At 48.2% G+C, this 13288-nt stretch carries 3 protein-coding genes; all 3 read left to right on the forward strand.

The genetic code is table 11. The features are described from left to right. Window positions 1-75: 75 nt before the first annotated feature. The 3 genes from ACOJUN_RS15775 to ACOJUN_RS15785 all read left to right on the forward strand — a co-directional run bounded on the left by ACOJUN_RS15775 (window position 76) and on the right by ACOJUN_RS15785 (window position 13273). Entirely contained in the window at window positions 76-888 is an 813-nt protein-coding gene (locus ACOJUN_RS15775) for a hypothetical protein (protein ID WP_422132894.1), read from the forward strand. A gap of 202 nt (window positions 889-1090) precedes the next feature. Next, window positions 1091-1987, forward strand: a complete 897-nt coding sequence (locus ACOJUN_RS15780; RefSeq protein ID WP_422132895.1) for a hypothetical protein — start codon at window positions 1091-1093, stop codon at window positions 1985-1987. 180 nt (window positions 1988-2167) lie between these two features. Then, entirely contained in the window at window positions 2168-13273 is an 11106-nt protein-coding gene (locus ACOJUN_RS15785) for a hypothetical protein (RefSeq protein WP_422132896.1), read from the forward strand. Window positions 13274-13288: the final 15 nt, after the last annotated feature.

The following is a 13288-nucleotide window of genomic DNA, read 5'->3' on the forward strand; positions in this document are numbered from 1 at the left end:
CATAGTAGTATTGCCCCTCAACTGCCCATGGCGGAACAGATGCCCGTAGCGGATTAAGAGACAGATGAGAAACCCATGAGAGAAGAGAAAAAGGCGATCAATGATATACCGGATTTCTCAATTGCAGCGGACGAGCGTCCGGGGCGCAGGAAAGCTGTGGCTTCCGGAGGAACGCCTCCTCTCAAGAAAGGGGGCTCGGGGCGGACTGCTTCGGCTAAAGGTGGAAATGGCCTGACCTGGCTCATACTGGTCATGATTGTTGTGCTTGGGGCGGGTGGCGTCTGGCAATTCAAATTGATACAAAAGGAGTTGGCTGATACCCGCCAGGCCTTGAAGGTCACCCAGGAAAAGCTGAGTACCGTGACCGGAGAGATCACTGCTACTGGTGAAAACCTTGATCAGAGCGGCTCAGCGCTGCGATCTGAGCTGGAGGTAGTGAATTCTGAAATTCGCAAGCTCTGGGATGTTTCGAACAAGCGAAACCGTCAGTGGATCCTGATCAATAAGGATAATGTTGCCAAAGCTCTCAAGGAAGCAGATAAAGCAGGCAAAACAGTGGACAAAGCATCTGGCCAGCTGAGTGCTTTGCAGAAGCGTATTCGTGAAATGGATCAGTTGATGAAGGCCATTAGCACTGAGCAGGTGGCTGCCCAGGGTATGATGACGGAGAGCCTTGCGAAGTTTGACAAACAGGTTGCTGAAATGAAAAAGCTGGTGGCTGATCAGAAAAAACTTCAGGCTGAGCTCACCAGGAAAGTGGAAGATCAGCAGCAGGCAGTTAAAGCGGTTGATTCATTCCGGGTGCAGGTTAACCGCAAACTTCAGCAACTGGAAGATACTGTCAGGGAACTGACGCAACCCCCCAGGGAAGGTCTGGGGCTGGAATAATCCAATCCCCATAGCGTAATTGGTTTCAGGCGCTGCCGGGTGCTAAACAAGATCTCGACAGCTTCTGAAAACCACCTTTCATTTAATGAAAAGCGAGATTCCGTTTTAAACTGGCTACATTTAAATTAATAACTTTTTCCGGAGATGTGGGTCGATGATGGGCTTTTTTCCCATAACAGTGCGCATATGTCTGGTGGTTGCGATGGCAGTCATGACTTCTTCCTGCTCGCTATTTGACTGGTTTGAGACTAAAGCAGACACTTCCCAATCCGCAAATACAGTTCTAAAAAAGCCATCAGGCTGGACTTTCAATCATCAATGGCAGGTCAAGAATACTCATCCCTCCCTTGAATCTCTGGTACCTGACGAATACATGACCCTGACAGGACAGTGCTCATTTTCTGCAGATATGCTGACTCTGCTGGAATCAAAACCAAAAGGTTTGTTGGTACCTGTTATCAAGGTGGCCAGTGATCTGACATTGTCGCCAGATTTTGAAAACAGCGTGAGACTTTACCAGATACTCAGATCTCAATTCCCGTTGGCTGGGGTAGGTGACAGCCTGGAATTTTATCAGACCCTGTTATCCAGCGTTGAACATACCTGTCCTGCCAACATGACCCGGGAGATCGACAGCTGCCAGTTTAAAAAATGGATGTCTTTTACCGGATTAGGGGAAGAAAACACTGTTTATGATGAAGATCGTCTCAAGCGCTGGTACCAATCTCATTCGTCTGTTAAATACCTGATCATGGGCTCCAGTGAACTGTTTAATTCTGACGCTCTCCTGAGTGCTCGTTATTCTGCCAATTCCAGATTGATTTCCGAACAGCCCATTTCTGTGAGAGAAAAAAGCATCAGACCCTACCTTGGCAAGGTACGTTTTGACTGGGCCGTTCCGGGTAATGGCGAGCAAAGACCTTTTATTAGCCTGGGTTCCTGCACATTGAACTGGCAAGAGCTTGAGAAACAGAGAGGTTTACATGGCCCGGGCTGGATAGAAACGACGTCACTGGTTGAGGTCAATCAGGTTCTGCTTCCCTATTTTATTGAGTTTATGAGCGACGCGACCAAAGCCATCTCAAGGCCGTCCAGATGAGTACTCTGGCGTTTTGACGAGCTGTGCTTTCAAGCCACCGGAATGCAAAACTCCTCGGCAACCCACTGCTAATCTTAAATTGTGAATTCATCCGACAGGTATGAATTTAGCGTCTTAGGTGCCGGAATGTAAGCTGTTTCTTGGCAGTTGTGTAGTTTTTCAACGGATGTTGTAGACCGCATGGACCATAGAAGCAGTGGCATTGGCATACCCCATAGCCAACACCTGAACAGTACATCAGTGAATGGTTCCCAGACTTCTGAGGAACAGACAAGTCATGGTGTGGGTTCAGTTCAACTGCCAAATAAGCTTCTACAAGGCGATCGTCCAATTACAACCCCCATTGGAGACAGGGATATCTCCCATGTCGATGTGGGCACGCCCTCAATTCCAAAACCTCACAATATGATTTGCAGGGCTTATGCCCGTCCTGTCAGTCAGGTTGCTGATCATACTCTTTTCAGACTCAGAGAAAGCATAAGGTCTGAGACAGTAAAAACTGCTGACAGGAAAACCAGACTACAGATGGCTGAACGGCTGGGCAGGGTCCATGATGTGTTGGGCTGGCGCTTTAAAATGCCAGCTAACCGCCAACAGCTGGAAACTGGCCTCAATGGCAACAACGGGCCTTTGATGACATTGGCCATGGCCCAATCCATGCTTCATCAGATAGAGGTTCTGCAGACCGGTGTTGCTGATGCAATCACAGCCAGTGGTCAATCGAAGGAAGCATGGGCATGGGGACTGCTGAAACGGTATGAGCTGGATAAAATGAATCGCGAGGTTCTGGCGCTCGCTGAGTTCTATTGTCGGCATTCCCCCGAGCTAACAAACCCTGAAGAGATTTCCAGCCCTTCAGAGAATGATCCGTTTCTTGGTCACATCTTTGCAGAGAATAGTCTCGGCACGCCACCGTTGGTGCCTACACTTGCAACTCCCAGACCGCCTGATGGTCCTGTTCTTTCCACCCGGAGTTTTGAACTATCCAGGGCGCAACAGGAACTGAGATGTCTCAGAGAAGAGAAAGAAGAATTAGGCAACGAGCTGCAACAGACCCGCAATCAGTTGACTGAACTGAAGGAAGCAGTAGAAGTCCTCAAGCAGAAAGAAAAGAGAGTGCCTGAAGGTTTTTCAGAAAGGCTGAGTGAGCTTGAGAAAGAACAATCCGAACTAAAAGACGAACTCAGCGAGAGGGATCGTCAGTTACGTGAGGAGCAGTATCGGATAGTCAGTACCCATGGATCTCCCATTGGCAGCAGCGAATTATTGAGTGCAGAAACCTTCGATTCTGACGACAGGCTGGATGAGCTGGAAGCATTGAACAGTCAGCTTCAAGCTCGAATGAAAGAGCAAACCCGAATGCTGGCTGACAATGGCGTTACTCTGTCAGAACTCCAGAAACAGGTGGTTGACTCTGGTCAAAAAATAGACGCGCTGCAAAGTCAACTTCAGGCAGCCCATCTGAACCATCAGCAGATGGGTCAGGAGGCTGTTTCAGCTCTGGAACAAAAGGATCAGCTGGTACTGCGACTGCGGCAGGAGTACCTGGAGAGCTATCAATCCGTTGAAAATGAGCTGAATCAGGAAAGAGCCAGGCTGGCAGAGCTTCAGCAGAGTTATCAAAATGCTCAAGAGCGAGTGGCTGATTTATTCAGGCAAAATGGGTTACTGCAGCTTGATATCAAGGCACTCAATAAGGACCTTGAAGCACAAAAGCAAGCGGATTCTGCAGGAGTGGCGCAGCTTGAATCCCAGGTGAAAGAGCTTACCAAGTATCGTGATCGTTGGGTTCTGGACCATGTCGATATCACTGGCAAGAAAAGGCAAGTTGAAGAAAAGGCGAAGCAACTGGAAGAGCAGCTGAATCTTATTGAAGAAAACCATAAGCAAAAGCTGGATCAGCTGCAAAGAAAATTTGAAGAAGCAGACAGCAGGGCTCATTCAGCAGAGCAATCACTTTTTGTCCTTGAAGGTGATCATAAAGGGGTGCTTGCCCGTGAAGAAGATCTCAAAAAAGCATTAACGGATACCAAAAGAGAACTGCGAGAAAAGGTCGAAGAACTCGAGCAGCAGCAGTCTGAGTTTGAGGAAAAAGCCCGATCATTAAAAGAGATTCATCTGGAACGACAGAAATACGACGATGAAATCAAAGACCTGCAACAAACCCTTGTTGAGCATAAGGATCAGGCTCAGGAAGAAAAAGCGAAGCTTGAAGCGTCGCTATTGACTAAACAGGCCGAACTGGAAGACTTGCAAGTCAAATATGAGCAGGACTTAAAAGGTCTGGAAGCGCTGAATGAGCAGCTGGATATAGCCAGAGCTGAGATCACCTCCCTGAAAGAGCAGCTGCAGAGTCTCCGGCTTGAACAGAGTAACGGTTCGCAGGAGAGTCAATCTCACGAGGCTGAGATGGCTCAGATTGCAGAGCAGTTAAGAGTTGCTGAACAAAAGCATCAAAAAGAAAAAGCTGATTTAGAGTCAGAGGTCGAAAGCGCCAGAATATCTGAACAGCAGGTACAGATTCAGCTCACAGACAAAGAGAGAGAGCTGAATGAGTTGCAGTCAAGGTTGCAGAGCACTGAGCGTGAACTCAGGGAAAAAATAGTCAGTCTTGAGAATGATCTTCGCTCAAAAGAGGAGGATCTTTCACAGAGAGATCAGGCGTTAGTGATTGAGAGGAGAAAAGTTCAGGAGCTAACGGTTAAGAGCGATGGGCTTGAGGAAGAGAAAGATAAACTCGAGTCATCGCTGGCAGCCCTTCGCGGAGAACTTGAGACGGCTCAAAGGGCTACCCGGTCCTCGAAAGAGGAGGTCACCGAATATATAAGACAGCTTCAAGCTGCTGAAAACAAAGCAGAAAAGCTGCAAAGCAAACTTGATGAAGCAAAAAGCAAGGAAAGAGAGGCGAGAGAGCGCTCTGCAATAGCTGACGAGTCTATCCCTAAATTGCAGGAGACGTCAGAGCGTTATCACAGAGAGCTTCAGTTAAGCCAGCAGGAAGTGAATCGACTAAAAGATCTGCTAACCGGCAAAGAAGATGAACTTGCCGAAGCCAAAATCAGGGAAAACTCGCTGTCATCTTCGATCCTGGCAAAGGACGACAGGATTCGGGAACTTGAAGAAGCTGAGGTTGAATTCAGGAGCGAGATTGAAAAAGCCAATCAAAGAACGCAGGAAAAGCAACAGAAAGTGGTTGCGCTTAGCCAGAATGTCGATGATCAAGTTCGTGCTATTGAAAAGCTCACGCACAGAGTTCAACAACTGCTCCCTGAGAAAGAATTGAGTGACAATAAAGTCATTGAGTTGGAAGAGAGAGTTCAGTTAATTGCCCGGGAGCGAGATGAAGCAAAGCAAATGCTTCTGAAAGCTGAGAAAAATTTACGAAGCGGTAGTGATGCCGCAGAGATTGAGAAAGCTCAATGGGAAAACCAGCTCAGGGATTCAAGATCCAGAGTGTCTGATCTGGAAAGTCGTCTTAAAGAGACCGAAAAGAAAAGAGACCACTTTCAATCAGAGTCAGATGCTCTTGCTCATGATAGAGATCAGGTGAAGAAGCAGCTTCAGGAGCTTCAGCTCAATGCAGAAAGTCTGAAAAGTCAGCATTCCCTTGAGATGGAAAGGCTCATCCGGGAGCGAGATGAGTTTAAGCTAAAGGTCGAGGCGCTGGAGCAAAAGGCAGAAGTTGCTTCAGCTGACTGGGATAAAGAAAAAGTCAGAATTGAGGAGGCCAGGAAAAAACTGTTTGCTGATTTGAAAAACCAGCATGACCAGCTGGTTGAAACAAAAAAACGACTTGATCAGCAACTTCTTGCGTCTCAGGAGGAGGTCAGGAAGACAAAGCTTGAGCTATCCCATAAAGACGCCACTCTCGAACAGAAAGAACAAAGCATTGAGCGTGTAAATAACCAGTTGATTACGTTGAAAAACAGTCTTGAGGAAAGTCAAACCAGGGTGTTGTCTCTGGAGGGTGAGGCTACCGAACTGGGCACACAATATGGAAGGTTGGAGCTGGAAGTAAAAAGATTGACGCAAGAGAGGGATCAGGCTCATAGCGCTTCCTTAAAGCAGAATGAGGAGCTGTGCCTTCTGCGAGGCAGTCTTGAAGAGGCAGAAACCACCCTGGAGTCTCTGAAAAAGCAGCTTAACGATGAGCAAAGTGAGAAGTCACTGGAGTTTGCTGATCTTAAAAGAGAGATTCGTCTGGCTAAAGAAAACAGGGACCACTTTAAATCGCTTTCCGAGACAGCGGAAGAACAAAGAAAAATAAAGGATACAAGGGTTAGCGAACTGGAAGCCCTGTTGAGGGATAGCCAAAAAGAGGCTCACAGCTTAAAGGGTATGGTTGATGATCTGGGTGTCAAACAGGAAAGGGCGTTGAAAGAGGCTCAAGTTTACAGCAGTCAGCTTGAAAAAGATCTGGCTTTTCAGGAAAGCAGGCATAAGCATGAAGCTTCGGGTTGGGAAGAAGAAAGGCAGCGTCTTACCAGCTCGCACAAAGAGATCGTCGTTGATCTTAAAGAGCAGTTGCAAAAACTCCAGCATCTGAAAAATGATGTTGATAACCGGGTTTCAAAGCTTGAACTGGAAGGTAAGACGAAAGATCTTGAGTTGCAGCAAAAATCTCTGGGCCTTGAGGAGAGAAAAGAAGAAGTCAGTCGTCTTCAGAGCGAGGCTGAAAGCCTGAAAACTGAATTAAGGAGCCTGAGTGGTCAATCCAGAGAAGCAGCGTCAAATCATACGCTTGCATTGAAAGAGAAAGAACTTGCTCATCAAAAATTAGCCGAGAGTCTTGAGCAGGAAAAGCGCCAGCGAGATCAGGAAAAGATAAAGCTGGAAAAGGCTGTCAGTGACCTGGAGCAGGAGCGAAAGGGTTTGCAATCGAAACTGACTGAGTTTCAGGCTGTGGGTATTGAAAACCAGACGCTTGCCACTGAAGTTATTCATTTAAAAGACCAACTGCATATAACTCAGGAAGAGTTGAACAAGATTAGAGAGAAAAAGAGAGAAGTCGAGCAGCAATCAGAAGAAGCTCTTAAGGCCAAGGCCTCTCTACAAAGCCAGTTAGAAGATGAGCGGGAACGGGTTGAAACACTCTCTGAAACGAAAAGTAATCTGGAAGCTCAAGTTCTTGAGAAAGAGAGCGCCCTGATATTAAAAAACCAAGAATTAGTTGAAGCTAAGGAAAGCCTTGAGCGCGAATCTGAGCGGTTCAATCAATTAACGCTTCAGGCTGACAGTCATCAGGTTGACAGTCATCAGGTTGACTCCGGTTATGAGTCAGATTCTCTTTCCGAGGACGGCTTTTCCGAGGCGGAGTCTTATACTTCAAAGGCTTCTTCTGATCCGTTACCTGATCGGTTCGATTCATCTGCTGATGAAGGTTTGGATCTCACTCAGGAATCTCCATTGCCCCAGTGGACAGATTTGGGGACAGTCGTTTCAGAGATCAAAAGCAAAGAGTTTGCTTCTCTTGGCCCAGGAACTTTTGTTATTTCGGGCCTGATTCAAAAAATGAGTTCAGCCTGGTCTGAGCTGGCTTCCAGACTGGAAGTGATAGAAAAAGAACGGGAAATTTATCATTTCACCGATCCGGATGATTTTCCGGGTAGGAGCGGCTCCCGAAAACAAGTGATGTCGCTCCATGAGCAATTCCTGATGGAGCTGGAGTCTATCCATCAGACCTATCAAAAAGCCCTGAGTGCGAACCCGGATCGCCCTTCAGTAGATGAGTTTACCCGTCAGATTGACCGGACTGTATCCCTGACCCGGGGCAATATACAAGTAATGGCCAGGGAGCAGGATGATTTTCAGACTCAGCTCGACAGATTCGAAGCGACTCTTGAAGCCTTAAAGCCTGATGCTCTGGCTGGCCCGGAAGATCCTGAAGCCATAGTCGATTTGGAACTGACCAATATGAGTACACTGTTGGCAAAAAGTTCGGGGGATCGGGACAGGGAGTTCTATACACATGCCTTGTGCGCCCTTGCCAGATCAGCTTCAAAGCGTCTGAATGAATCCTGGAAGAAAAAAATTGCAACGATTGAGGGGCCAGACGAAGGGCATCGGCTTTTAAAACAGTATGAATACTCGCTTCAGCGATTGGCTTCAGAGCATCTGCCACCCCGGTTGAGACGCAGTGTGCCCGAACATGGACGGGTATTTTTATCGAAGCTGGTTGAATATCAAAAGGCGGAGTTTGAAGCCAGACTGGATCAACAGCTGGGAGTCGCTCTCAAGCCGCAGGCGGGCCATTCTCTGGAAGAGCAAATGGTCAGGGATCCGCAGATCTGTGACAGACTCTTAACTCTGCTGTCCAGTTTACAGGAGCAGCATGAAGGGATTGTTAAACAACCCGGGTCCGCAAATTTAGCAGCAGGGGCAACGCAATGGGTTGACTTCAGCTATGCCGATGCCTCCTTGGTGGGGCTCAGTCAGATCAGGGATGAATTTGGATTACCCGCGACTCCGACCATGACAAAGGTGCTCAGAACCCTTCAAAAGGAGCTGAAAAGACCCGGCTCACTGGTTCTCACCATGGCTGTCAGGCAGCACAAAGAGAATTACGAAACCAAAAAAGAGCGAGAGACGCGCAGGCTCAAGTTGGAAAGGCAGTGCACAGAGTTGCTGGCTCAGGAAACCAGACTCGAGCCGGAGCAGAAGTTCAGGGGCCTTACTCATGATGATGACTTTACCCAAGCTGTTGAACATCCTCATCAAGCCGAAATTGCCTGCTTTCAGCCAGATTCACCGGTACCTCTGGCAGAAGCTTCAGGTCATGTTCAGAATCAGGCCGGTTTCAGGGTCAGTGCTCTTACCCAGAACCCTGACTGTCTGATAAACAGTTTCATGAATGGTTTTAATAAGATTGCTCTCCATAAAACCAGCCTTGTTACCGGTGACCGATACATTGAATTGTCTGAAGGTGCCCAATGCCGACCTTCACTGGTGTTTCACTCCAAAGAGGGTCAGCACTGGCAGATTCAGCTGGATGGACGAACCTGGTCTCTGGATCCTGCTTTTCTTCATGAGCATCCCAATTTCGAAGTTCCCTTTCAGGTCAGCAAGGAAGGAAGAGAAAAAAAGCGGGACTGGATTCCCCTGAAAAGTGCTTCGGGACAAACCGTCCTGCTGGTTGCTCAGAAAACACCTTCAGATCAGCAGTGCTTTATGTATGAACTGGGTTCCAATGATCAACTGATCCCGGTGCCAATCCGGGGGGAAAACCCCAGAAGCGAGCTGATTAAAGCGAACTTACTGAGTAAAGCTTGCTTACTGAAGCCAGACAGTACTTCACCATCAAGATCACGCAAAGATTATCCGCCTGAAGTCCTTGAGCTTGAATCGCTGAAAAATACCTGGCTACCGAGTGCTTCCCTCAAGCAAATTGATGAATGTTATAAGAAAGTTGTTAAGGAAGTGGATCATCAATTACTGAAACCGCCTTTTACCTGCACACCTTGTGATGGACGTGTCAGAAGCCTGCCTGTTGAGCTTCCGGTGGTGAGAAAAGTGGCTCAGGAAAAATCAAGGAAGCCGGAAACCGGTGCCCATCAGGAAACGTTTCATCCAGAACAGTTTTCGCCCTTTACCGTCAATGCCAGTTTCGGCCATGTCAGTGAAGCGTTTCTGAAAGCCAGGAGGGAGTTGCTGGTTGATAGTGCTCATAGTGTCACTAAAAGTGTCACTGAAAGTGTTATTAAAACGCTTGAAGGAGAACAAAAAGCGTTTCAGGAACAGGTATTTAAAAACCTGTCAGTCTACTCTGGTTGCGAGTTGCAAACCCAGGGACCCCGTGGGATACCTGATCCGAAAACGCTAAAAACCAACAGGCAGTCGGTTTTGAGCCATTTTGAAAAGGTCATCGTCAACAACAGAAAGCACTGTGTTCGTACACTTCAGTTAAAAAAAGCTCTGGAAAAAGGTCTGGTCAGCTACATTCGTAATGCTTCTGAAAATGATGTGCAGGGTTTTTCTGATGGCGAGCTTCTGGATCATGCCATTCGTAACTTTGAGAAGGGACTGGCTCCGGGTGGTAATGATGTTGACGGGTTTATCAAACGCATGTCGCAGCTGATGCTGGTGGATATTGACCTTGAGCAGAGCAGCCTGATAGGTCAGCGCCTTGAGGCGCTTAAAAGTGAGCTGGTGGATCTGGACTTTGCCGCCTTTGAGCAGGTGAGTGAGCCCCACGAATACATCAGGCGTTGTCAGGAATGGAATCTGGATATGGCTCTGCTGGCATCCAGACAGAGCAATCTGAATAACCGAATCAGCAGTTACGAGAATACCTTGCTGGATACTAAAAACCTGGCCCTTTTGTCGTTTGAAAGAAGGCATCACATTGTCTTGTCACCCGATCAGGCCGACGAACTGGCTGTTACACTGGACGGTGTCAGCCAATGGGCCAATGGCCATGAAGTTGCCATGATGTCTCATAAAGGCACTGGCTACGGTAAAAGTACACTGCTGCTGGCGCTGACGGATCACGCTTCGGCCCAGTTAGGTGCTGATACGGACCGTTCGATTATTGTCATGGCTCCAAAGACCAATCAGGCAGAACTGGATAAAGGCTTGCGTGAGTACTACGCCCGCAAGGGGCAGGACTATCGCCGATTGGATCTTGAAACCTGCTTTGCACCTCCCTGTGAGTTATCCGTCGCCCGGTTGGTAGAAGTTGAGAATACCCTGCTGGGGTTACCTGCCGGAACTTCGATTAATGACAGAGAATCCCTGCTGGCTCAGGGGCGAGTGCCCGTGGGCGCCTCAATCACAGATGTGCAGATTCTGATGCATCTGAAGCAGGCCTTGCTGGACGCTGAAGGTTTCATTCAGGACAAGCAGGCGATACTGGCAAAATTGGATGACTGTCTGGACTTGCTCAAAAACTCTATGGTGTTTGCCGACGAGTTTGACAGTGAGATGGTGCCTCATACCGAAGCTGAGTCGATATCAGTGGCTCAGACTGTGCAAGCGGTGATCAGAGGGCTTGGCTATGCCTTTGAAGTAGGGCCCCGAAGTATCAATCTGAAACATTCTGAATTTCTGTTTGGATGTAAAGCCCGGCATTTACTCTCAGCAACTCTGGGCACCTTGTACTGTGCAGCTTTGGCCAGTGCTTCAGGCAGTGCTGAAGAAGTGCGTCACAAAGCAAGAACAGACCCGGTGACCACCAATCAGCGTTTCTGGCACTTTATTTCTCTGGCAGAACCGGTGTTTTTCAGCTCTTCCGACCCGCAGGGCAGGAACAAGATGCTGACGGATGTTTTGCACAGGGTAGGCCCGGAGCCCCAGATTATTTTCTTTGATGGCGCTGAGTCGGGTGATGAATGTACGACAAAAGCGCACCAGATGAGTCGGACTTTGAATCAGGAACGACTGGCCATGGGGGGCGTTCAGAAGTCTGTTATTTACTATGACCATGACAAGAATCTGCAGATGCAGTATCAGGATGATCCGGTCTATGGACAGGGGGCTTCAGCTTCCCGGGAAACCATTACCCAGCTCAGCCGTTTGGGTGGACAGAGTACCGATGGTTACTTGAGTAAAGCCCAGTCTGTGGGTACTGACATGCCCCAGGGGAATGATAGTGTAGGTATTTTTCATGGGCTGGTGGGTCAGGCCGGTGGTGAAGCCAATGAGAACTATCTGGTTCAGCAACTTGGCCGTCTTACCCGTGACAGCAAGGACTTGCACAAGGCTCAAAGGGTGTTCATGGCGGTGGATCTGGATGCGGTTAAAGACATCAAAGGTGCCGACGTACAGAAAGAGGCATTTATTCAGGCTTTGAACGCGTTGGATGAGTCCATGCAGGCTGAAGAAAATCTGTTTCCTGAGGGCATTGATAACGCCTCTCCCGCATTGAAAAAAGTGGTTGAGCAAACAGTTACCCTCCCTGTTCAAAAAACAGAAGAAGGCGAGAGTGGTTATTTGCAGAACCTTCCACAAATAAGAGCCCAACTGGCTGAGATGGCTAAAAAAGAGTGGGCAGAGCTGGGTCTTTCTGAGGCAGCATTTCAGGAGCTGATTGAACTGAAAGTCCGCCAGTGGGTCTGTAAGAATGCATGGCTTGAACTTGTGGCTGTGGATATTGCCAGTCGTGAGAAAAGTCATCATACCCTGAGCTGTGAGAAAGAGTTGATGCAGGCCAGAACCAACAGTCATCTGGATAAGGTGTTTGCCAGAGAGCATCACTGGCTGAATGATGAAGGTGTCAGCCTGGTGGATGGTCTGGACTTGAAAGCAGCAGGAATTCCCACAGAAGCGGTGCCTGTCGTGACCCGTACCCTCAAGTCAGAAGTCACGCGCTTTCTCAAGTCGACTGAGAGGCGATTTGTTCTGCCAGGAACCTATCAGGAGGATCTGCTTGAAACAGCGGATGCAAAACCCATGCGTGAGCGCCTTAGTGGTTACTTCAAGGAGTTAAAGAGCGAAGGCATTAAGCTTGATGGCAAAGATATGGTGAGTGAGACCAATAAAAAATTGATCCGTGAGAGCGATGTCGCTTTAGAAGAGGCTCTTACAAGAGTCACTGAACTTCACAATGTAGTGAAGAGTTTCAATGACAAAGCTCTGGGCGCTAAGCTTTTCGAGGACATTATGGCTTCCCTTCAGGCCAGCAGGCGAAAGCTGAGTGGTGCAGGGGGGGCGCGGGAGGCGATGCAAACGGAGGCCACCATTCGGAGAGCGTACAGCGATATGATGAAGGCTGTCATGAAAGTCATAGTTTATCAAATTAAACCAGCAGATCTTGAAGCATTAGAAAAGCGGATGATGGACGTGATCACTCAATGTGTTGATCTTGATCACAACCTGCGGCTGTCTCTGTACAGGAATCCCATTGGTCCTGACGTAATCAAAGCGATGGGTTTCGGTCGACTTAAAGAGTTCGCTGCCAACCCTCAAAAGTTCAGGTGGCGGAGGAAGGGGCCGCAAGGTCAGTGGACGCTGATTGGGAATAGCAGTCAGAACGTTATGGATTGCGATAAGGCCGAAGGTCATTTCGAGATTAAAGACGGTTATATCTCCAACAAAGCTCAGTTGAACCGCTTGCAGACCCAGGCTGCTTCCCTTAGTGAGCGGCAGGCTGAGCTGGATCGTGCCGTCAAGTTGTGCCAGCACCCGGTCAAAAACGAGTTCAGGGGCTGTGTGGATGAAGTGGAAAGAGCATTAATGCAGCAGTTTGATGCTTTTACCAGGGAACAGAAAAAGATCACAGAGCGAGAGCAGGAGTTAATGCTGAAACAGAGTGAGTTAAGGCAGAGCAAGTTGTACAAGGTTCTGGTTTAAATTTTTACAGGTTGG

Origin of the sequence: Endozoicomonas sp. ALD040 (assembly GCF_049275945.1) — a bacterium.
Lineage (GTDB): Bacteria > Pseudomonadota > Gammaproteobacteria > Pseudomonadales > Endozoicomonadaceae > Endozoicomonas_A.

Excerpts from the sequence above, each read along its gene's own strand:
- ACOJUN_RS15775 (WP_422132894.1), top strand. The coding sequence starts at position 76 with ATGAGAGAAGAGAAAAAGGCGATCAATGATATACCGGATTTCTCAATT.
- ACOJUN_RS15785 (WP_422132896.1), top strand. The coding sequence starts at position 2,168 with ATGGACCATAGAAGCAGTGGCATTGGCATACCCCATAGCCAACACCTG.
- ACOJUN_RS15780 (WP_422132895.1), top strand. The coding sequence starts at position 1,091 with ATGGCAGTCATGACTTCTTCCTGCTCGCTATTTGACTGGTTTGAGACT.